Below are 20,569 nucleotides of genomic sequence, written 5' to 3' on the forward strand. Positions count from 1 at the left end.
TTTATTTGCAAACAGGAAAATCATACTTTCTTTCCAATATGTATAAGACATATTGAAAAGAGGAGAGAAAAATGTGGATCGAGGAATTTTTAAAGAAGTTCCATTACCGTGTGCATTTTTGGATGAAGTGGCTTTAGATAGAAATATTCAATCGATTATAGAGTTAAGTGGAAATAAGAAGATTCGTATAGCGAGTAAATCGTTACGTTCTGTTCCGATTATGCAAAAGATTTTAGCTGCAAATGATCGATTTCAAGGTATTATGTGCTTTTCACCTAGAGAGGTTTTATTTTTAATAGAACAAGGATTTAATGATTTATTGCTCGGATATCCTGCTTATGATGAAAGAGCTTTGTGTGAAATTAGTTTGCTAACAAAGAAAGGTTTCATTATAACTTGTATGGTGGATTGTGAAGAGCATATTGTGTATTTAGAAAAAATTGCTGAGAAATCTAAAGGATGTTTTCGTGTTTGTTTGGATATTGATATGAGTAGTCGTTTCTTTCAATTTCATTTTGGTGTACAAAGATCCCCAGTAAAAAATGTGCAGGATGTGTTGAAAGTAGTAGAAAAGGTGAGAAGGTCATCATATTTAATGTTAGATGGTGTGATGGGTTATGAAGCTCAAATTGCTGGGGTGGGAGACCATATACCGAATCAATGGCTGAAAAGTAAAGTGATTTCGTATTTAAAGCAGAAATCAGTGCTAGAAGTGAAAGAAAGAAGAGAACATATTGTAAAAGCAATACAAAAACTTGGTATTGAGCTAAGGTTTGTAAATGGAGGCGGAACAGGAAGCATAAAAACAACTGAGAAAGATAATTCAGTTTCAGAGATTACAATAGGTTCTGCTTTTTATTCTCCGAAGCTGTTTGATTATTATAAAGAGGTGAAATTTCATCCAGCGGTCGGATTTGCATTACCAGTTGTGCGTAAACCAGTCCAGTTTATTTACACTTGCCTAGGTGGTGGATATATTGCTTCAGGAGCAGTTGGAAAAGATAAAGAGCCTGAAGTTTGGAGACCGAAGGGTGCAAAACTATTAGCTTTAGAAGGTGCTGGCGAGGTACAAACGCCAATTTTTTATAACGGCGAGGAACGAGTGGATATAGGAGAGTCCATTTTGTTTCGTCATAGTAAGGCTGGTGAATTATGTGAGCGCTTTCCTTTTTTGTATCGTGTTAAAAAAGGAGAGATTGTTGGGGAGTATTCAACATATCGGGGGGATGGCCAATGCTTTCTATAAAGGGGAAAAAGTGGAGAAATTGGACAGGGAATGTAGAAGGAACGCCGCATTATACGATGTATCCAGAAAGTATACAAGATGTAGTAGAAGTTGTGGGGCTTGCGCGAAAAAAGGGAAAGAAAATTCGTGTTGTCGGTTCAGGACACTCGTTTACCCCCCTTGTGCAAACGGAAGAAGTTTTAGTTTCTTTAGATGAATTGAAGGGTATTGTGAATATTGATGCAGAGAAGATGGTTGCTGAAGTATGGGCAGGAACAAAGTTATATGATTTAGGGAAGTTACTTGAGGAAAAAGGCTATGCGCAAGAAAATTTAGGGGATATTGATTCACAATCTATTGCAGGAGCGATTAGTACGGGGACTCATGGAACGGGTATTACCTTTGGGAGTTTATCAACACAAGTTATAGAGATTACGGCAGTTTTATCTAATGGTGAGAGTATAGTTTGTTCGGAAACTGAGAACGTAGAATATTGGAGAGCGTTTCAGTTGTCACTTGGAATGTTAGGTATCATTGTAAAGATAAAATTAAAGGTTATTCCAGCGTATTCACTCGTTTATGAAAGTGAAAAACAGTCATTATCCACTGTAATGAACAAACTAGAAGAATATAAGAAGCATCGTCATTTTGAATTTTTCGTTTTTCCTTATTCTGATGAAGTACAAGTAAAACTTACGAACGAAACAACGAATACAGGCAGTGATTTGAAATGGCATAAATTAAAGGTGGAGTTACTTGAAAATAGGATGTTCTCTTTACTATCTAAAGGGTGTAAATGGTTTCCTTCTATAAGTAAAGGAGTGAGTCGATTATCAGCTAAAGCTGTACCAAACACAAAAATAATTGGCCCGAGCTATGAAGTATTTGCTACATCACGTACGGTACCATTTTATGAAATGGAGTATAGCATTCCTTCAAAGTATATGAGGACGGTTGTAGAAGAAATCTCAAATCTTATTGAAAAGAAAAAGTATAAGGTGCACTTCCCGATCGAATGCCGCTATGTGAAAGGTGATGATATATGGCTTAGTCCAGCCTATGGAAGAGATTCAGCGTATATCGCTGTTCATATGTATAAAGGTATGAAATATGCTGCTTACTTTGGCGAAGTGGAAAAAATTTTTCTGAAGTATGAAGGACGTCCGCATTGGGGGAAAATGCATACATTATCGTATGAGCAATTACAAGATATATATCCAGAGTTTCATTCGTTTTTACAGGCGAGGAAGTCTCTAGATGAACTTGGAATGTTTTTTAATCCTTATGCAGAAAAGTTATTTATCCCGCTATTTGCCGGGCAGTAAGACCCCCACTGATTAAATTTTCACATTATGTATATAAAAAAGCTGACAAATAATTATTTGTCAGCTTTTTTTAGTGTAATTGCATTTCTTGTATGACTAATATGTTCATAAAATAGTAGTTTATCACGGCTAAATACATGCAGTAAAACATGAATAATGAATAGGCCGTTAATGATAAATAGGAATAACAATGTAACGAGTAATACTAAAGGTTCTGTATGATTTAACATAGAGCTACTAGAAAGAATATAATTGATTCCGCCTAACGCAAAATAAAATATACCGTAGCGAATAAATAGTTCTTTTAATGTAATACGATCTGATTTTCCTTTCAGATGAATGCGAAGCAATGCTTTCCCAATTGTTTTTCCATTTGTAAAGTATGGAATAAGAATAAAATAAATAAGGATTGAACACGTAATGAAAATGAGTTCATACATATTCGTGTAAGATTGCATATTAGAAACGAAGAAAGAATTTCCTTTGTTTTTAACGACAGGTACGACGATAGATAAGAAAATCCAATCAATTTGCATCGCGATAAGGCGACGAATGAATCCGACTGGTTTCGTTTCCAAATCAATATGACTATCTAACTCGTTTGTCTTCGGAAGGAAGTACGTAAATATTGGTGCAATGATAAAACCAATTACGCCACCTAATGTATTTAAAAACAAATCATCGATATCAAATAATCGGTATGCACAATTGTATATACCGTATAATCCAGTCACTTGTGTTAGCTCGAAAAATAGTGAAAGGAAAAAGGAAATGCAAATTGTTTGTAAGAAACTACGTCGGAAATAATAACGTAAGTAAATACCGAATGGAACAGTTAATAGAACATTAAATGCAACTTGTAAAAACGCAGACTCTTTTAATAAGTAGAAATAAGTAGCTGGTTTCGTTAAAACTGCCGATGTATGACTACTAATCTCTTGTATGAAATAAAATGGTGAGAGTTGCATGTGTTGTGTATTAGCTGGTTGTAGGCTACAAGTATCAAACGTTTGTGGTAACGGCAAAATAACAAGAAAATAGGCATTTAATAAGTAAAGTAATAATGAGTATAAAATAAATGAGCGCCATTTATTTAAATAACCGTATTTTCGATAATTAAATATTAAAAAAGGGATTAAAAGAAACATTGCTAAAAAGGGGAATAAAATAAATGCTGTTTTTACTGGAAATAAATATGCAGTCAAAGTAAAACTCCTTTCAATGAAAATTCGTTTATCATTATAGCGCTAAAAATATTTAAATACAAAGTTAAAATCTTTCGAAATAGAAATAATTACTAATTTTATAGGAATTAAGTTATAATAAATTTAATATGAGGATATTATGATTATGTAAGTTGAGAGAGGGTACAAGAGATGCGATATGAACTTTTTTCTGTAAGTGGGGATCATATTACGACTTTTGAAAGTGCATGGCGTTTTCAGGAGGGAGAACAGATTTTTGTTCATGATGATCAAACAAAAAGAAACTTTATTATTATTCGTCTGACGCATGATGTATTTCAACAAAATAAACATGTTATTCGTTTGTATTGTCAAGAGAAGAAAGTGTATGCATAAGAGAAGCCCTTTTACAGTATGAAAAGTAAGAGGGTCCTTATCTTGTTATTTGTGAACAGCCCGATTGATGAGGGCTGATTAAAGTTTCACTTTATCATTTTGCCCCTCGTAAGGAATAAAAAGAGAAGGGTTAATGCACATAGGTAGCATTTGATTTGGAAGAAAGTATATAGCCTTGTATTTTGTGCTTCAAAGTTACATGGCCTTCTCTTTGAGAAAGCCATGTATGGTAATCTTGTTATGTTTTCCATAACAGACGAATCATATATTCTGCCTTATCATTTGTACGATGAACATGTGAAAACTCTATGTTAATACAACCGTTCGTTCCAGGGGAAGGATAATATTGTTTAAGCCCATAAAGTAGCTCATTTTCATATTCGTACTTAATGTGAATGAGTTTAGTAACTATAAACATATAAACACCTCTTTTACGATAATAGTAGGAAAGATAGAATTACTGTAATAGTAAACTTAAATAATATTATACTATTCAGAAAATTCTAAGTAAATAATAGATTTTAACTTAATAGAGGTATAAAAAAGCGAGTCATTCTATTACACTAGATGACTCGCTTTCAATTTGTAAGTTTTACTTTATAAGAAAATAAGAGTAAGTACACCTACGATAATACAATAGAAAGAGAAATATTTTAAATTTCCTTTTGCCATAATGTTCATAAACCATTTTAGTGAAATATACGTCATGATAAATGTTGCGATGAATGCAACGACATATGGTACGAATAATGTGTCTAGATTTGGATCATTTGCAATGTCTGTAATGCTTAACAATAAGCCACCTAAGCTAACAGGAATGTATAGTAAGAATGAGAAGCGAAGTGCTGTTTCTTGCTTCATACCAAGTAACATTGCTGCTACGATTGTGGCACCAGATCGGCTTATTCCGGGAATCAGTGCGCAAGCTTGTGCTAATCCGACGATGATTGCATCTTTCATAGAAAGGTCGCCATCATTTTTACGACCGCGTAAATTTCTAATAATCCAAAGGCCGACAGCAGTAATAAGAAGGGAAATCCCAACCATCTTCACACCTTTTAAGTACTGATCGATGTAATCTTTAAATAAAACACCAATAACACCTGCTGGAATGGTTGCAATAACAAGATAAATAATAAAGAAGAAATCTGATTTTGCGTCTTCTGCTCTTGTAAATATATAAGAGAGACCATTCTTCGTTAGACGAATTAAATCATTTCTATAAATAAGTAATACAGCTAATAATGAAGCTGAATTAACAAGTAGTTCGAAGCTAAACCCTTCTATTTTTAGTCCTAGCAAATGTTGTGCTAAAACGAGATGACCACTTGAAGAAATCGGAATTGGTTCTGTTAGTCCTTGGAACAGACCGAGAATTAAATATTTTAAAACGTAGTAAAATTGTTCCATAATAACCTCCTTGTTTATTAGTTGAAAGAAACAACTTTTCCATTATAACAAAGATATGGATGAATATTGAAAAGAAATAAATATTCGAAATAAAATAAAAATCCCTTATAGCAGTATAAGGGATTTTTATTTTTAATTAAGAAGTTACTGTTTCTTGAAGACTTTTAGACAATTGAACATCGACTTTTTCAGCATCATGAATATGATTCATAATAGTAGTATTTAATTTTTGGAACATTTGTTGCGTGTTAGCGAATTCTCGTAATATGTCATCATTACAAGACTTTTGGTTTTCGATAGCCTTAATAACATTTGTAGCACCATTTTGTAACGTTTGAATCATAACTAAAATATTTTCAATTCTAGCATTTGTATCGGCGCTCATTTCTACACCTTCATCAACTAAATGTAAATTATCTTTTGTGTTATCATATGCTTTTTCAATTTCTTCTTGAATTTTTTTCGTTAAGTTGCCGATGTTTTTTGTACTTTCTGCTGTACTTTCCGCTAGTTTTCTTACTTCATTGGCAACGACAGCGAATCCCTTACCATGCTCTCCAGCACGCGCGGCTTCAATACTCGCATTTAAAGCAAGTAAATTTGTTTGTGCTGCAATGTTTTGAATGACTTCTACAATTTGCTCGATTTCCTTTGAGCGTTCGCTTAGATGATTCATACTATTAGACGTGCGTTGAGATTGTTCACCTAATTTATTAATTACAATAAGTAAGCGGTGAACGGATTCTTTTCCTTCATTAGAGCAGTCAATAATTTCTGCAATAGACTGAATTAAGCTTTGTTCCTTTTGTAACATTTCATTATTTAACTCATTGGAATGTGTCGTACGTGTTGAAACATTTTCGAAACATGAACTTAATTGTTGAACTAAGCTTTGAAGTGTATTGTGTTGGTTATTTACAAGTTGATGCTCTTGGACAACGCTTTGTACACGATCGTGGATAGTAGAAATAGTCTCTTGCTTTTCAATATCTTTTTGTTTTAATTCTAATTCTAATTCTTGTATACGCTCTTCTAATTGAGCAATTGTATGTTGGAGTGTTTTTTTTTGAGTAAACATGTATTTATTTCAACCGCCTTCGAAAGTTATATTTTCTCTATATTTGGATTTTAGCATCTTTTGTATTTTTTAAATATAGGAATTGTTAAATATTTAAGAATCTATTACATTTTATTCATAATTCTCTTTTTTTCGTCACGAAAAATAAACTGTATTTAATCGTTTTGTAAACAAACTGTAAAATAAATCATGTATAACTGTATAAGAAGGGAGTCGGATTATGAACTATTTTAAGCGAATCAGCTGTCTAGTATTAGCAGGAATTATCGGTCTTTCTAGTACAGTCGCTGTTAAAGCAGAGTCAAACGACGAGAAACTTAACAACATGCAACAGCAATTGCAACAAAACGATGCAGAAATGCAAAAGAAAGAGCAAGAGAAGCAAGCTGTTAGTAAAGAAATTAAAGGTATCGAAAACGAACTACATAATTTAAATAATACAATTGCAAAAAATAAAGAGGATCAAGCTGCTATTCAACGTAAAATTGATGAAACACATAAGCAGATTGAGCAAAAAAAGCAAGAAATTGTCGTTTTGGAGGATAAAGTCCTTGCTCGTAAAGATATTATGAGAAAACGTATGGTTTCTGTTCAAAACAGTTCAAATACAAGTTTAGTAGTAGAAGTTGTAGTAGAGTCAAAAAACTTTGCAGACTTCTTACAACGTATGAACGCAGTTTCTACTATTCTAGAAGCTGATAAAGAAATTTTACGTCTACAAGAACAAGATCTTCGTCAAATTGAAGAAGATAAGAAAACAATTGACGAAAAAGAAGCATCTTTAGTAGTAGACAAACAAAAATTAGCAAAAGCGCAAGCTGAACTGCAAGATAACTTGAAAAAACGTCAAGATAACTTACAAACAGTTCAAGCTAAATATAATGAAGTTGCAAGTCAACTTAATTTAGCAGCGGAAGAGAAAGCTAAAATTGAATCAAATATGAAGACAGTACAAGAAACGATTGCTCGTGAGCAAGAAGCAGCAAGAATCGCAGCGGAAGAGCGTGCAAAAGCAGAAGCGGCTGCAAAAGCAGAGCAAGAAGCTTTAGCGAAAGCACAAGCAGAAATTGCTGAAAAGCAAAAGCAGGAAAAAGCTAGTAAACCAGCTGAACCTGTAGCAAAAAATACAGAAACAGAGTCTAAGCCTGATACGAAACCAACTCAAGGTGGAAAAGAATTTTACGTAACAGCAACCGCTTATACAGCTGACCCATCTGAAAACGGCTATAAACCGGGTGAAACTGTAAAATCTAAGTTAGGACATAATTTAACTGCAAATCCAAACATGAAATTAATTGCTGTAGATCCATCTGTTATCCCATTAGGTTCTACTGTATATGTAGAAGGATATGGAACAGCAATTGCTGGAGATACTGGTAGTGCAATAAAAGGGCATATCATTGATCTATTAATGCCAAATTCAGCTCAAGCTAATGACTGGGGTAGAAGAACAGTTAAAGTTAAAATTTTAAACTAACAAGTAATCCAACTTTACAATACGTAGAGTTGGATTTTTTTATAATAATAATGTTAAGTTGAGTTTACATTTTGTTAAGGATAGCATACAATAATGGTGAGAGGTGGTAAATTTGACCATTTTAAACAGAGTAAAAGAATTAAGAGCTCGTTTTAACTTTACGCAAAGTGTATTAGCAGAAAAGGTTGGAGTAACGAGACAAACAATTGCTGCAATTGAAAAAGGGGATTACGTTCCTTCGTTGTTATTAGCACTTACGATTTGTGATGTGTTTCAGTTAAAGATGGAAGATGTGTTTGTTTTAAATAAGGAGGGGGAAGAGGATGAATAGAATTGTTTTTTCTTATATCATAAACGTGCTTTATACTGCTTTAGCATGCTGGACATTTGTTGAATTTTATAGTGTCATTACAGAGTTAGCAGATATAATTAAAAACGAGAAATTCCCATTTGAAGTATGGTTTAATGGAGTACCATTCATTTTATTATTTATTGGAGCAATTATAGTTACAATTTTTTATAGAATTCAAAAGAAAAAATATAAGAATTTATCTTTTTGGATGTATCCATTATTATTTCCGCTAGAAGATGAACGTGAAAAAGCGATTACGGATAAAGCTTGTCGAACAACATTTGTATCGTTATGGTTTGTGTTACCTTGTGCAGTTGGATTTTTAACTTTTTCGCCTATTATTAATGAATATCTTCCTGGATACCCATTATATATTCTATTTTCTATTTTCTTTATTCAAATGACAGTATTTCACGTATCACTATACAGAAATAAATTAGCTTAAAAAGAAACCTTCTTGCACTGGCAAGAAGGTTTCTTTTTAAGCTAATACTTGTACATATAGCGATATTATTTTATCATTTTATATAGAGTAAGATTTTGTAAGGGAAAGGAACTGTGTATGAATAAGCAAAGAATTTATAGTATAGTAGCAATTCTGCTATTTGTTGTAGGTGGCGTGTTAATTGGAAAGCCATTTTATGATGGATATCAGGCTGAAAAGAAACAGACTGAAAATGTGCAGGCTGTTCAAAAGATGGATTATGAAAAGCATGAGACGGAATTTGTAGATGCTTCCAAAATTAATCAACCAGACTTGGCGGAAGTAGCGAATGCATCATTAGATAAGAAACAAGTAATTGGTCGTATTTCGATTCCAAGTGTTTCAGTAGAACTGCCTGTTTTAAAAGCTTCTACTGAAAAAAACTTATTATCAGGTGCAGCGACAGTAAAAGAGAATCAAGTTATGGGAAAAGGAAATTACGCATTAGCAGGACATAACATGTCTAAAAAAGGTGTTTTATTTAGTGATATAGCTTCTTTGAAAAAAGGCGATAAAATTTATTTGTATGACAATGAAAATGAATATGAGTATGCGGTTACTGGTGTATCTGAAGTGACTCCTGATAAGTGGGAAGTTGTAGAGGATCATGGGAAAGATGAGATAACGCTTATTACATGTGTATCTGTAAAGGATAATTCTAAGCGTTATGTTGTTGCTGGTGATTTAGTAAGAACGAAGGCGAAGAAGTAAAAAAGAAGGTGAACTCTTTAAAGAGTTCACCTTCTTTTTTACTAATGTTGAGAAATAATAGAATATTTTGGTTTGTATTCAAATATTATTCTATTTATGTATAATAAAGTTAGGATTCTATATTTTGGGAGGAACAAGAGTGAGACAACAGGTGAAGAAACTTCTTTTAACAACGAGTATAGCGTTATTGGTAGCTCCGATTTCAGCTTATGCACATCCAGGGCGTACAGATGCTAATGGAGGACATACGTGTCGTACAAATTGTGAGAAATGGGGATTACAGTACGGGGAATATCATTATCATAATAAACCAGCTTCTAGTAGTGGTGCAACGAGCCCAGCTCCTAGCCAGAATAATAATAGTGCTGTAGAAGCTGAGAGACAAGCAGAAGCACAGCGCAATACCGAGGCGGAAAAACAACGTGCTGCAGAAGCACAGCGTAAAGCTGAAGAAGAGAGACAACGTGTAGCCGAGGAACAAAGAAAAGCTGAAGAGGCACGTAAACAAGAGGAAGCGCAGCGCCAAGCTGATATGGAAAAAGGTCAACTTGAAGGTCAAAAGAATGGAGAAACTGATTTTAAAGCAGGAAAAAATGATGCAGAAGTGCATGTAGCTGGAAAATCTGATGCATATAAACAAGCGTTTAAAGCGACTTATGCAGCCGCATGGTCTTTAGAAGAGCAGAAGAAAACGCATTTTGAAAAAGGAAAAGAACAAGGTTTAGCACAAGAGACGATGGACGATAGTCAAGTTGCTTCAGAGTTTAAGGTAAACTTTGCAGACGGATTCAAAGTAGGGAATAAAGAAAGAACAGAAAAAATTGAAAAAGAGCAAGCTGAGTTAGGGGAAAAGACAGGGAAAGAACTAGCTGAAAAGAATCCTGGAAATAGAGAGAAAGAAGTATACGTGAAGGCATATGAAACAGCGTATGAAAAAGGCTATAAATCTACAAAAAAGGCAGTAGAAAAAGCTGGCTATAAGTATGCATTTGAAAACTATGATTTAAAAGTTCCTGCTAAGTATGAAAGAAATGAATTGTTAAAGAAATGGTTTACTGAAGGATTTAAATCGAATAAAAAAGCAGCGAAAATTCGAGAAGAAGGGTATAAAAAGGGAGACAGCTGGTTCTCATTCTTCTATAAGAGTTTCGTACCAAGTGAATATAAAGAACATAAAGAGCTGTACGAACAAGCAATAGAACAAGGGAAAACAGCATAAAAAAAGATGAGGAGAAATTCCTCATCTTTTTTAATCCATCCATTTCACTAATTTCTTAGAAATTAATAATAAAACACAACCTAGTACAATTGCCACAGCGCCAATAACTGTGAATACTTCAGCGTATCCAAGTGAAGTTGTGAAGCTTGCAAGTTGTCCGCCTAAAATGTTGGCGATACCTGAACTTGCTAGCCATACACCCATTAGTAAAGATGCTAATTTTACCGGTGCAAGCGCACTAACCATTGATAGTCCGACAGGTGATAAGAATAGCTCACCTAACGTATGGAAAAGATACGTAAAGACGATAAACAGTAAGTTTGCTTTTTCTGTAATGTTATGTTCATCACTACCTGTTTTTAATGTAGCGATAACGAGAATGATATAACCGATACCGAGCAAGATCATACCAAGTCCCATTTTAGTTGGGATTTTTAAATCACCCTGCTTGCGAGTTGCAAGTTTTGCCCATAATGCAGAAATGACTGGAGCAAGTAAAATAATAAATAATGGATTGACCGATTGGAACCAAGATGTTGGAACTTCCCATCCGAACACAGAGCGGTCTACAAATTTGTTTGTATATAATGTTAATGAGCTACCAGCTTGTTCAAAGCCAGCCCAGAAGAAGACAACGAAGCATGTTAAAATGACGATAACTGCGGTACGTTGTTTTTCTTTTTTTGTTAATGGTGTATCTCCTACTGATGGTTGTCCAGCAGCTGTTTGTAAATCGCGAGTTGGTTTTTTACCGATATTACCAAGGAAGCGATTTGATAGTGTTGTAAATAAAATTTGTCCAATGATCATTCCGATTGAAGCGGCTAAGAAACCGTAACGGAATCCGTAATGTACAACGCCATCAACTGTTGTTTTGAATAAATTTTCTGATAAAAATCCGCAAACGAGTGGAGCTAAAAATGAACCGACGTTAATACCCATATAGAAAATGGTAAATGCACTATCACGTTTTGGATCGTTCTCTTCGTATAATTCTCCAACCAGTGTAGAGATGTTCGGTTTGAAGAATCCGTTACCGATAATAATAAGCGCTAATCCGAGGTATAGGCCTAATTGGTTTTGCAAGGCAAATAGTGTAAGGTTACCGATTGCCATTGTTATACCACCAATTGTGATTGCTTTTCGTCTACCTAGAAAACGGTCTGTTAAGTATCCACCAATCATTGGTGTGAAATAACAGGCCCCAGTATAAAATCCGTAAATAGAGAGTGCCCATGCGGGACTAAACCCAAGACCACCGCTTACTAAAGCTGTCGTTAAATATAATGTTAATAATCCTCGTAATCCATAGTAACTAAATCTTTCCCACATTTCTGTAAAGAAGAGTAAGTATAAACCTGGAGGATGTTTCTTTTTTCTTTGTTGTTCTCTTTCTAGTTGTATCGCTGATTCCATGTTATTTTCCTCCTGACACAAACAAAAACAAAGTTAATAATTTTGTACATTTAATATTTTACTTTATTAACTATTATAAGTCAATAAAGGTTGATTTTTCAGAAGAAATTGGAAAAGAGGAATAGCTATAGAATGGGTGTTTCTTTTGTGATAGACTATGGACTATGTTTTCTTTGTAAGGAAGCGGGTTATTGTACTTTTTTATATGTGAAATTGATTTCATAAAAGATGAAATTAAAGAAGGAGAAAGAAATGAAATTGTTACAGAAAAAAGAAATTTTACTTATTAGCCTTATGTTATTCTCTATGTTCTTTGGAGCAGGGAATCTGATATTTCCACCTTTCCTTGGGTATGAAGCAGGAGAACATGTTTGGATTTCATTAGTAGGGTTTATTATATCAGCAACAGGTCTTCCTATATTAGGTGTTATCTCTATTGCAAAAGCAGGAAGTTTTCAAACGTTAGCGGGTAGGGTTCATTCTTCATTTGCAATTATTTTTCCATGTATCGTGTATGTATTTATTGGACCTGGGCTTGGTATACCCCGTGCGGGAAGTTTAGCTTTTGAAATGGGGCCAGGTCAGTTATTCCCTGAAGCAGGAAACGGATTATTATTGTTTTACACAGTTATTTTCTTTAGTATTGTTTACTGGTTAAGTTTATCCCCATCTAAATTAATGGGGTTGTTTGGAAAAGTCTTGACGCCATTATTATTATGTATGATTGCACTCATTTTTATAAAGAGTATGTTTACAACAGTAGGAGATATGAAAGAACCAATAGGGAACTATGGCCAAGCTCCTATGTTTCAAGGGTTTTTAGATGGATATTTAACAATGGATGCGTTAGCTGCTTTAATCTTTGGAATTGTTATTGCAAATGCATTACGTGCAAAGGGTATTGAAGATGATAAAGGTTTAGCGAAATATATGAGTATTGCTGGAATTGGGGCAGGACTATTATTATCTATTATTTATGTCATCCTTGGATATGTGGGGGCAATTAGTGGCTCATTAGGAACATTTGATAACGGTGCGAAAGTGTTAGCACAAGTTATGATTACATTATTTGGACAGGGCGGAGTCGTTTTATTAGGTCTTATTTTTACTATCGCGTGTTTATGTGTTTCAATTGGACTTGTTACGTCTTGTAGTCAATTTTTTGCGAGTGCATTTCCGAAAGTATCTTATAAATTGTGGGCATTTATAGTAAGCGTTGTTAGTATGATTTTAGCTAATTTAGGGTTAACGCAAATTTTAAAAGTATCAGTACCAATTCTTGGATTTATTTATCCAATTGCGTTAACGCTTATTATTCTAGGGTTATTCCATCAGTATATTGGAAAGTATGCATACGTATATGCAGTAACTGTTTTGGTTGTAGCGATATTTAGTGCAATTGACATTTTAAATAAAAATGTAATGATGAATCAGTGGACGTCAGCATTAAAATACATCCCGTTTTATACAGAAGGTGTTGGGTGGATTGTTCCAGCTATTGTAGGCATGTGTCTTGGTTTTATCGTTAGCATTTTTCTAAATAAGAATAAATGAGTAAAAAGGTGTTTTCCTATTTTGGGAAGACACCTTTCTTTTTTTGGAAAAATACTATTGAAAATGAATAGACTAAGAGTATGATAAAGATAATTGGTAATATATAGGTTCAATGAGAGTTACGAATAAGGGGGGAGCGTATGAAGAAGGATTTGGATAAGAAAATAGAAGCACTCGAAACGGCAATTGAAACAATTCAAGAAGCACTTGCTGAATTAAAAGTAAAGCAGAGGGAAATAGAAGTAGAAAACGCTCAGCAACATGTTAGTAAGAACAAGAAAGAATATATTGAAACGGTAATGGAGGAAAAGCCAAAAGAAGAAATAGTTAAGATAAAAGAGCCTTTGCAAGAACCTGAGTTAAAACAAGTAGATATATCGGCTTTTAAACCAGAGCCATTTAATATTATTAAGTTTTGTCAGACGTGGTTACCGCGTGTATTTGTCGGTATTATGTTGCTTGGAGTGATCTGGTTATTTAAAGCAGGGGTAGATGCTGGTTTATTAACACCAGCGATACGAATTGTGTTTGGTATCGCATTATCTATCGGGTTGTATTATATAGGAGATATTCAAATTAAAAGAGAGCGGCAAGCGTTAGGATTAGTATTAGCTGGAGGAAGTATTACCGGGATTGTTCTAACGACGTTTGCAGCACATTATTTATATGGATTTATTCCGGCAAGTGTCGCGTTTCTCTGTAATATTGCATGGGTTATTTTAGGGATTTATTTAGCGAAAAGATATCAATCGGAATATCTCACTATTTTCGTAGCGGTCGGTGCGTTCTTCGTACCATTCTTGTTAAATAGTACGACTCCTAATCCTTATATTTTCTTTGGATATGAGACAGTATTAACACTTAGTTTATTATGGTATGCGTTGAAAAATCGTTATAAATACTTATATATGATTTCTTACGCTGTTGCTGCCATTGTCCTTTTCGTTTTCTTTGCTGTTATGTCAATGTTAGTAGAGAACTTGCAAATACAGTTAACGATTGTATATGGTTTGATTCATTTACTATTATTTTGGCATATGTTTACGGAGAGAAGTTTTATACTAGAACCACGTTTGGCGATATTTAGTGCGAATGCAGTGTTCTTTATACTAGCTATTTCAAAAATACCTGATTTTACAACATGGGGATTGATTATTAGTGCATTCGTACATGCCGCTATGTTCGTATGTGAATATAGGAAAAATAGACATTCTACATTTACAAATCTCTTATTTGGTTTCGCAATGGGAGCATTTAGTTTAGCAATTTTATATGAGTATAGTTTAGTGAATGCAGCGATTGTACTATTGTTACAAGGTTTCCTCGGCATGGTCACTTCTATTAAAGTAAAACAACAGATAAAATTGTATGTTAGTGCGACGGTTTACGCAATTGGAATGATACAGACTATTTTTAGCCCGTTTGATCAATTTATTTCGGCAGGCTTTGTTGCTCATCTTATTTTAATAGGAACGTTCTATTATTGCATGAGAGAAGCGAAAGAAGTATTAGCGAGCTTCGGCAAATATATGTATTCTATAGTGCTCTATTGGTTTATGATAATTGTATTTATTACAATTACGAGAATCGGTGAAGTTTTATCTACAGATGGAAGCGTAATTAGTGTATCAGTATCGTTATTATGGATGGTATATGCATTATTTGCGGTTTGGTTTGGAAGAAATAGAAATATGAATGAAATATTATATGCTGGTTTAGTCGTTTTAGTCGTAACGGTAGGGAAGTTATTCTTACTTGACTTACCAGAGGTATCGATGATGATTAGGGCAGTGTTATTCCTAATCGTCGGTAGTATAGGTATCGTTATTTCAAGAATGTTTTTCTCGAAGGAAGAGAAGTGAGAAGAAGGCAATCCATGTATGGATTGCCTTTTTTATTATTTCTTATTAATCGTTACAGTTTCATTATATTTCGTTGTTGTATTTTGGCGTAGACGAAGCGTTGCTTGTCCAGTTGTATTTGAATCAATCTGTACATTTACAACTTTCTCAGCAGAGCCTAAGCTGTTTGTTGTGAAAGAAAATGCACTACTATATCCGAAAGTAGATGGCCAAGTGCCGTTTGCATTTTGTACTTTAGCCACTTGTGTTCCACCGGTAGTGAAGATACCTAAAGAATAGTTGTTATACGTTGTATTAGGTAGTAAGTTATTTACTTGAATCTTCATTTGGAAAATTTCATTGTTTGGTAGAATGCTAGGGTGTGTAACGACGTAGTCGCTTGTTGTTACCGCACCGTTATAACCGTATGAACCTGGTTTAAAAGTATTTGTATTAAACCATTGATAACCTGCATTTGGTGCACTCCAAGGTTCAGGTTGTGGTTCTGTTGATAAGCTTGGCTGTTCAAATGTTTGTAGAGCTGTAGGTGAATCAAGTTGTAAACCATTTACTTGATCTAAACTTGTAAATGTCTCTTTATTTGATAACCAATTTACGATGTTTTCTAATAAAATCGCATCGTTTTCTTCTTTATAACCATCGTAAGTTTTCTTTGTTTGGCCAGAATCTTCACGAACGTATTTTGGCGTAGCATCTTCAACAGGAGAAGAGTCACCAATAAAGGCAGCTTTTCCAAGTCCTACTTTTGCGATAGCAGCATATGGGCCTTCTGCAATACCACCGCCATTATAAACGCCACTATCAACAGCGTTATTCCATTTTGATGGATTTTCTGGAAGGTAAACAAGTCCTTTTGCTAGTTTTGGGTTTGTAATTGCTAGAGTAGAACCAGCATGCATTGCTACAGACGAAACACCTTTTGTAATTCCGAAAGATTGTTCAGGCGATACAATTGTTTTCGCTGAAACATCACCAAGTGCATTGTAGCGGAAGCGAATACCGAAGTTGTCAGAGAGCCAATCAGAGCTTTCTACTCCTTGCATAGCTTGTGAATTAGCTTCTTCATTAGACATTCCTTTTGCTGGATTATCCCAAGCACCGCGTCTATATCCATTAAATACTTCAGAAGAGTCCCAGCGATTTTTATTACGATCTGCATTGTAATGATCAGCAATAAAGAAGATACTACCACCATTTTTTACATATTGTAACATAGCGTCCTGCTCAGATTTTTTGTAAGGAATATTAGCTTCTGGAACGATAAATACATTGTAATCTTTTAAGTCTTCGTACGTAATAGGTGTTGATTTACGAAGTTCCTTTACGTGATATCCGTTTTTTGCAATGCCGTTTCCGAAGTCAGAAAAGCCGCCGTCAATAACCCAGTCAGCTGTCCCAGCAGTTTGACCGTGTGTATTATCGAATAATACTTTCTTCCCATTGTTTTGATTTACAACTTTTGCAGCAATTTCAGGAGCTGGGTCTACAGAGCTTTCGGCATAAGTAGACGGTATGAACGAGGTCCCTATACTTAGTGTAATTGCTGTTGCTAAAGAAAATGTAATCCATTTTTTATTCTTCATAGAAGAATCCCCCTAATAATAAATATATGTGCTTTAATAATGTAATTTATTTTTCTGTAAAAATAAAGACGGAAAACATAAAAAATATTAAAAAATTGTAAAAATACCGTGAATTTTGTTGAGAAATATTTATATAGATATAAAAACATCCCTTCCAAGTAATAAGGAAGGGATGTTTTGCTTAACTAATTTTTGAGTTAGGTGTTTCATCAATCTTATGAAACCCTTTCATGTAATATACGATTGCTAAGCCGATAAGCCAAATTGGGCCGACAATCAATGCAATTCGTGTATCTTCTGAATACGCCATTATACCTAATACTAATACAAGGAAAACGAGTGAGAAATATGAGCTTAATGGGTATAAAGGCATTTTATACGATAACTTTTGTTTATTTTGAGTAGGCAAGCTTTTACGGAATTTAATTTGAGCGACTAATATAATTCCCCAAGTCCAAATTGCACCGAAAGTTGAAATGCTAGTAAGCCATGTAAATACCTTTGCAGGTACGAGATAGTTTAATATAACACCAATTAGTAAAACGATAGCAGTTGCTACAATTCCTTGGCTTGGAATGCCATTTTTATTTAAACGACCAAATCTTTCAGGAGCTTTTTTCTGCTGAGCTAATGTATATAGCATACGGCCTGTACTAAATAAACCACCGTTACAAGAAGAAAGAGCTGCTGTTAATACGACAAAGTTAATAATACCTGCTGCTTTTGCGATACCAATTTGTTGGAATGTTAATACGAATGGACTGCCTTTCTCACCAAGTTCGTTCCATGGATAAATTGCCATCATAACGAATAATGCCCCAACGTAAAAGAGTAGAATTCTCCAAAATACGTTATCGATTGCCTTTGCGAGTGTTTTCTTCGGATTTTGAGCCTCACCAGCTGTAACACCGATTAATTCAACGCCTAAATAAGCGAATAGTACCATCTGCATGGAGAGTAGTAACCCAGAAAATCCATTTGGGAACCAGCCACCATGTGACCAAAGATTTGAAATACCAGTAGCGATACCACCGTTTCCGAATCCGAATAAAATAATACCAGCTCCGACTACTATCATACAGATAATTGTGACAATTTTAATGAGAGCAAACCAAAACTCAAGTTCTCCAAATACTTTTACCGATAAGAAGTTAAAAGCGCTCATTAATAATAGAGCAAGTAATGCCCAAGTCCAGCGCGGGATATCTGGGAACCAGTACTGCATGTAAATACCAGCTGCTGTAATTTCAGCCATACAAGTAACAACCCATAAGAACCAGTAATTCCAACCAGTAATATAACCAGCGAGTGGTCCAATATAATCATATGCATATTTACTAAAAGAACCAGCAACAGGTTGTTCAATTGCCATTTCCCCAAGCGCTCGCATAATGAAAAAAATAACGAGACCGGCAATCATATAGCCTAGCAAAATAGAAGGACCTGCTAGTTTAATGGCGGAAGCGGATCCTAAAAATAGCCCAACGCCAATAGCTGAGCCCAGTGACATTAAAGTAATATGTCGTTCTTTTAAACCACGATTTAAAGTTCCAGATTTGTTTGTGTGCTGCATAAGAAGAATCCCCCTTGTAGAGTGAACGATATTTGAATGCGTTTACTAAATATTTAACTATTTCAAATTATAAAACATTTCTATCTGTTATGCTACAAAAATAATCATAATGAACTGTACTACATCTGTACTTGTCAGACTTAAACTTAAAATTCTAACTATTAGGGAATATATTGACTCTTCTTTTTATTGATTGTTAAGATTAAGTATTATATTTTCTCACATACTAGTAAGAAAAAGAATGTGTGATAATAATTCAGGTGTAGGAAGGGTACATAAGCATGTTTCAATTACAAAAATATAATACTTCTGTGAAGCAAGAGTTTTTAGCTGGCATCACAACTTTTTTTACATTTGCGTATATTCTTGTCATCAATCCAAAAATATTATCTGATGCAGGTGTACCATTTGACCAAGCGTTTACAGCAACAATTATTGCAACCGTTGTTGGAACAGTAGGTATGGCGATTTTCGCGAATTACCCGATTGTTATCGCTCCAGCTATGGGAATGAATGCATATTTTGCTTATTCTGTTGTACAGAAGGCAGAAGGGATTACATATGTAGTTGCCTTTTCAGCTGTATTTGTAACGGGGATTATTTTTCTTTTATTATCTTTTACTTCTTTTAGGCAAAAGTTAATTTTAGCAATTCCTGATAGTTTAAAGCATGCAATTGCAGGTGGAATTGGACTATTTATTGCTTTTATTGGATTGCGCCTTTCTGGAATTATCGTGGATCATCCGTCTAATTTAGTTACGATTGGTGATTTTCATTCTCCAGCTGTTATTTTAACTTTAATTGGTTTAATATTAGCGGCGGTATTAATGACATTGCGTGTGAGCGGTGCATTATTTATTAGTATGATTGTGACAGGAATTATTGCCTTCTTTACAGGGCAATTGAAGTTTGCTGATAAAATTGTGGCGATGCCTCATTTACCAGAGGGTATCATCGTTTCAAACCCAATCAATGCCTTTTCAGATGTAATTGAATACGGATTATACGGCGTTGTATTTTCATTTTTACTTGTACTTTTATTCGATACAACAGGTGCATTACTTGGTTTAATTAAACAAGCAGGTTTAATTACAGACAATACAGAGAAGCGTTTTGGTAAAGCGTTTATTGCAGATGCAATTGGCGGGACTACAGGTTCTATCTTTGGAACAAGCCCAACAGCAGCGACGATTGAATCGTCAGCAGGTATTGCTGCAGGTGGTAAAACTGGGTTAACAGGGATTGTAGTTGTTGGTCTAACAATTATAACGGCATTTTTTAGTCCTGTTATTGCTTCTTTATCAAGTGTAGCCGCTATTACAGCTCCTTCATTAATTATAGTAGGTAGTTTAATGGCACAAAGCATTCGAGATATTAATTGGAATGAATTTGAAGATGCGTTACCAGCATTTTTAATTTTTATAGGTATTCCGTTAACATCTAGTATTGCGAATGGAATTGCAATTGGATTTTTAGTGTATCCAGTCTTGAAAATTGTGAAAGGGAAAGGGATGGAAGTGCATCCGTTACTATACTTATTTACAATTTTATTTGGATGTCATTTATTCTTATAATATAGGAGAGGGGGCTTCTTATGAGGGGCTCCTTTTTTGTGTATAATAAAGTGAAACTTAAATTAGTAATGTAAAATATAAATTACTTATTGGAATATATATTATAATAAGGGTGGAGGAGAAAGAAACAGTAAACAAAAACATAG

At 34.4% G+C, this 20,569-nt stretch carries 17 protein-coding genes and 1 pseudogene; 11 read left to right on the top strand and 7 right to left on the bottom strand.

Annotated features, from left to right (window positions below; all coding sequences use genetic code 11):
- Positions 1-73: 73 nt before the first annotated feature.
- Together MR112_RS26010 and MR112_RS26015 are read left to right on the top strand one after the other, a co-directional pair.
- The gene (locus tag MR112_RS26010) at positions 74-1,246 is read left to right on the top strand and encodes an amino acid deaminase/aldolase (protein WP_074555142.1); all 1,173 of its coding nucleotides are present in this window, start codon (positions 74-76) and stop codon (positions 1,244-1,246) included.
- Positions 1,234-2,550, top strand: a complete 1,317-nt coding sequence (locus MR112_RS26015) for a D-arabinono-1,4-lactone oxidase (protein WP_000948912.1) — start codon at positions 1,234-1,236, stop codon at positions 2,548-2,550. The genes MR112_RS26010 and MR112_RS26015 overlap by 13 nt, the downstream gene beginning before the upstream one ends.
- A 53-nt stretch (positions 2,551-2,603) precedes the next feature.
- Here MR112_RS26015 and MR112_RS26020 read toward each other — a convergent pair whose 3' ends face one another.
- Positions 2,604-3,755, bottom strand: a complete 1,152-nt coding sequence (locus MR112_RS26020) for a VanZ family protein (RefSeq protein ID WP_000128025.1) — start codon at positions 3,753-3,755, stop codon at positions 2,604-2,606.
- 171 nt (positions 3,756-3,926) lie between these two features.
- Here MR112_RS26020 and MR112_RS26025 point away from each other — a divergent pair, with 171 nt between their 5' ends.
- On the top strand, positions 3,927-4,130 hold the full coding sequence (locus MR112_RS26025) for a hypothetical protein (RefSeq protein ID WP_001268332.1): 204 nt from the start codon (positions 3,927-3,929) through the stop codon (positions 4,128-4,130).
- A gap of 130 nt (positions 4,131-4,260) precedes the next feature.
- Here the strand turns inward: MR112_RS26025 and MR112_RS26030 are convergent.
- From MR112_RS26030 to MR112_RS26040, 3 genes and pseudogenes are all read right to left on the bottom strand, one after another.
- A pseudogene (locus MR112_RS26030) lies at positions 4,261-4,548 on the bottom strand (hypothetical protein).
- 179 nt (positions 4,549-4,727) lie between these two features.
- Positions 4,728-5,540, bottom strand: a complete 813-nt coding sequence (locus MR112_RS26035; RefSeq protein WP_000434794.1) for an undecaprenyl-diphosphate phosphatase — start codon at positions 5,538-5,540, stop codon at positions 4,728-4,730.
- A 136-nt stretch (positions 5,541-5,676) separates the two neighbouring features.
- Positions 5,677-6,618, bottom strand: coding sequence for a methyl-accepting chemotaxis protein (locus MR112_RS26040; protein WP_242245669.1), 942 nt, complete (start codon positions 6,616-6,618; stop codon positions 5,677-5,679).
- Between the two features lie 220 nt (positions 6,619-6,838).
- Here MR112_RS26040 and MR112_RS26045 point away from each other — a divergent pair, with 220 nt between their 5' ends.
- From MR112_RS26045 to MR112_RS26065, 5 genes are all read left to right on the top strand, one after another.
- On the top strand, positions 6,839-8,095 hold the full coding sequence (locus MR112_RS26045; RefSeq protein ID WP_001105783.1) for a 3D domain-containing protein: 1,257 nt from the start codon (positions 6,839-6,841) through the stop codon (positions 8,093-8,095).
- 112 nt (positions 8,096-8,207) lie between these two features.
- A complete protein-coding gene (locus MR112_RS26050; RefSeq protein WP_000154019.1) occupies positions 8,208-8,426 on the top strand; it encodes a helix-turn-helix transcriptional regulator in 219 nt (72 codons plus the stop codon).
- Positions 8,419-8,892, top strand: a complete 474-nt coding sequence (locus MR112_RS26055) for a DUF2178 domain-containing protein (RefSeq protein ID WP_001080043.1) — start codon at positions 8,419-8,421, stop codon at positions 8,890-8,892. Before MR112_RS26050 ends, MR112_RS26055 begins: the two co-directional genes overlap by 8 nt.
- Before the next feature lie 117 nt (positions 8,893-9,009).
- Positions 9,010-9,642, top strand: coding sequence for a class A sortase (locus MR112_RS26060; protein ID WP_001041726.1), 633 nt, complete (start codon positions 9,010-9,012; stop codon positions 9,640-9,642).
- A gap of 139 nt (positions 9,643-9,781) precedes the next feature.
- Entirely contained in the window at positions 9,782-10,861 is a 1,080-nt protein-coding gene (locus MR112_RS26065) for a YHYH domain-containing protein (protein WP_086404089.1), read from the top strand.
- Between the two features lie 30 nt (positions 10,862-10,891).
- Here MR112_RS26065 and MR112_RS26070 read toward each other — a convergent pair whose 3' ends face one another.
- Positions 10,892-12,277 carry a peptide MFS transporter gene (locus MR112_RS26070; protein WP_000443143.1) on the bottom strand — a complete coding sequence of 462 codons (1,386 nt, stop codon included), beginning with the start codon at positions 12,275-12,277 and terminating at the stop codon, positions 10,892-10,894.
- 252 nt (positions 12,278-12,529) lie between these two features.
- Here MR112_RS26070 and brnQ1 point away from each other — a divergent pair, with 252 nt between their 5' ends.
- A complete protein-coding gene (gene brnQ1, locus MR112_RS26075; protein ID WP_000771689.1) occupies positions 12,530-13,831 on the top strand; it encodes a branched-chain amino acid transport system II carrier protein BrnQ1 in 1,302 nt (433 codons plus the stop codon).
- Positions 13,832-13,971: 140 nt separating this feature from the next.
- On the top strand, positions 13,972-15,693 hold the full coding sequence (locus MR112_RS26080) for a DUF2339 domain-containing protein (protein WP_000710917.1): 1,722 nt from the start codon (positions 13,972-13,974) through the stop codon (positions 15,691-15,693).
- Between the two features lie 35 nt (positions 15,694-15,728).
- Here MR112_RS26080 and MR112_RS26085 read toward each other — a convergent pair whose 3' ends face one another.
- Both MR112_RS26085 and MR112_RS26090 read right to left on the bottom strand, forming a co-directional pair.
- Positions 15,729-17,276 (bottom strand): DNA-binding protein, encoded by a 1,548-nt coding sequence (locus MR112_RS26085; RefSeq protein WP_000791509.1) that lies wholly within the window; start codon positions 17,274-17,276, stop codon positions 15,729-15,731.
- A 181-nt stretch (positions 17,277-17,457) separates the two neighbouring features.
- Entirely contained in the window at positions 17,458-18,849 is a 1,392-nt protein-coding gene (locus MR112_RS26090) for an amino acid permease (RefSeq protein WP_001164897.1), read from the bottom strand.
- A gap of 281 nt (positions 18,850-19,130) precedes the next feature.
- On the opposite strand from MR112_RS26090, the gene MR112_RS26095 reads away from it, so the two are divergent.
- Positions 19,131-20,423, top strand: coding sequence for an NCS2 family permease (locus MR112_RS26095; protein WP_000487192.1), 1,293 nt, complete (start codon positions 19,131-19,133; stop codon positions 20,421-20,423).
- Positions 20,424-20,569 lie beyond the last annotated feature (146 nt).

This window comes from Bacillus cereus group sp. BfR-BA-01330 (assembly GCF_022663885.1).
Lineage (GTDB): Bacteria > Bacillota > Bacilli > Bacillales > Bacillaceae_G > Bacillus_A > Bacillus_A cereus.

Bases quoted from the DNA above. Each gene is read 5' to 3' on its own strand.
- MR112_RS26015 (WP_000948912.1), top strand. From the start codon at position 1,234: ATGCTTTCTATAAAGGGGAAAAAGTGGAGAAATTGGACAGGGAATGTA.
- MR112_RS26025 (WP_001268332.1), top strand. From the start codon at position 3,927: ATGCGATATGAACTTTTTTCTGTAAGTGGGGATCATATTACGACTTTT.
- MR112_RS26035 (WP_000434794.1), bottom strand. From the start codon at position 5,540: ATGGAACAATTTTACTACGTTTTAAAATATTTAATTCTCGGTCTGTTC.
- MR112_RS26040 (WP_242245669.1), bottom strand. From the start codon at position 6,618: ATGTTTACTCAAAAAAAAACACTCCAACATACAATTGCTCAATTAGAA.
- MR112_RS26045 (WP_001105783.1), top strand. From the start codon at position 6,839: ATGAACTATTTTAAGCGAATCAGCTGTCTAGTATTAGCAGGAATTATC.
- MR112_RS26055 (WP_001080043.1), top strand. From the start codon at position 8,419: ATGAATAGAATTGTTTTTTCTTATATCATAAACGTGCTTTATACTGCT.
- MR112_RS26060 (WP_001041726.1), top strand. From the start codon at position 9,010: ATGAATAAGCAAAGAATTTATAGTATAGTAGCAATTCTGCTATTTGTT.
- MR112_RS26070 (WP_000443143.1), bottom strand. From the start codon at position 12,277: ATGGAATCAGCGATACAACTAGAAAGAGAACAACAAAGAAAAAAGAAA.
- brnQ1 (WP_000771689.1), top strand. From the start codon at position 12,530: ATGAAATTGTTACAGAAAAAAGAAATTTTACTTATTAGCCTTATGTTA.
- MR112_RS26080 (WP_000710917.1), top strand. From the start codon at position 13,972: ATGAAGAAGGATTTGGATAAGAAAATAGAAGCACTCGAAACGGCAATT.
- MR112_RS26085 (WP_000791509.1), bottom strand. From the start codon at position 17,276: ATGAAGAATAAAAAATGGATTACATTTTCTTTAGCAACAGCAATTACA.
- MR112_RS26090 (WP_001164897.1), bottom strand. From the start codon at position 18,849: ATGCAGCACACAAACAAATCTGGAACTTTAAATCGTGGTTTAAAAGAA.
- MR112_RS26095 (WP_000487192.1), top strand. From the start codon at position 19,131: ATGTTTCAATTACAAAAATATAATACTTCTGTGAAGCAAGAGTTTTTA.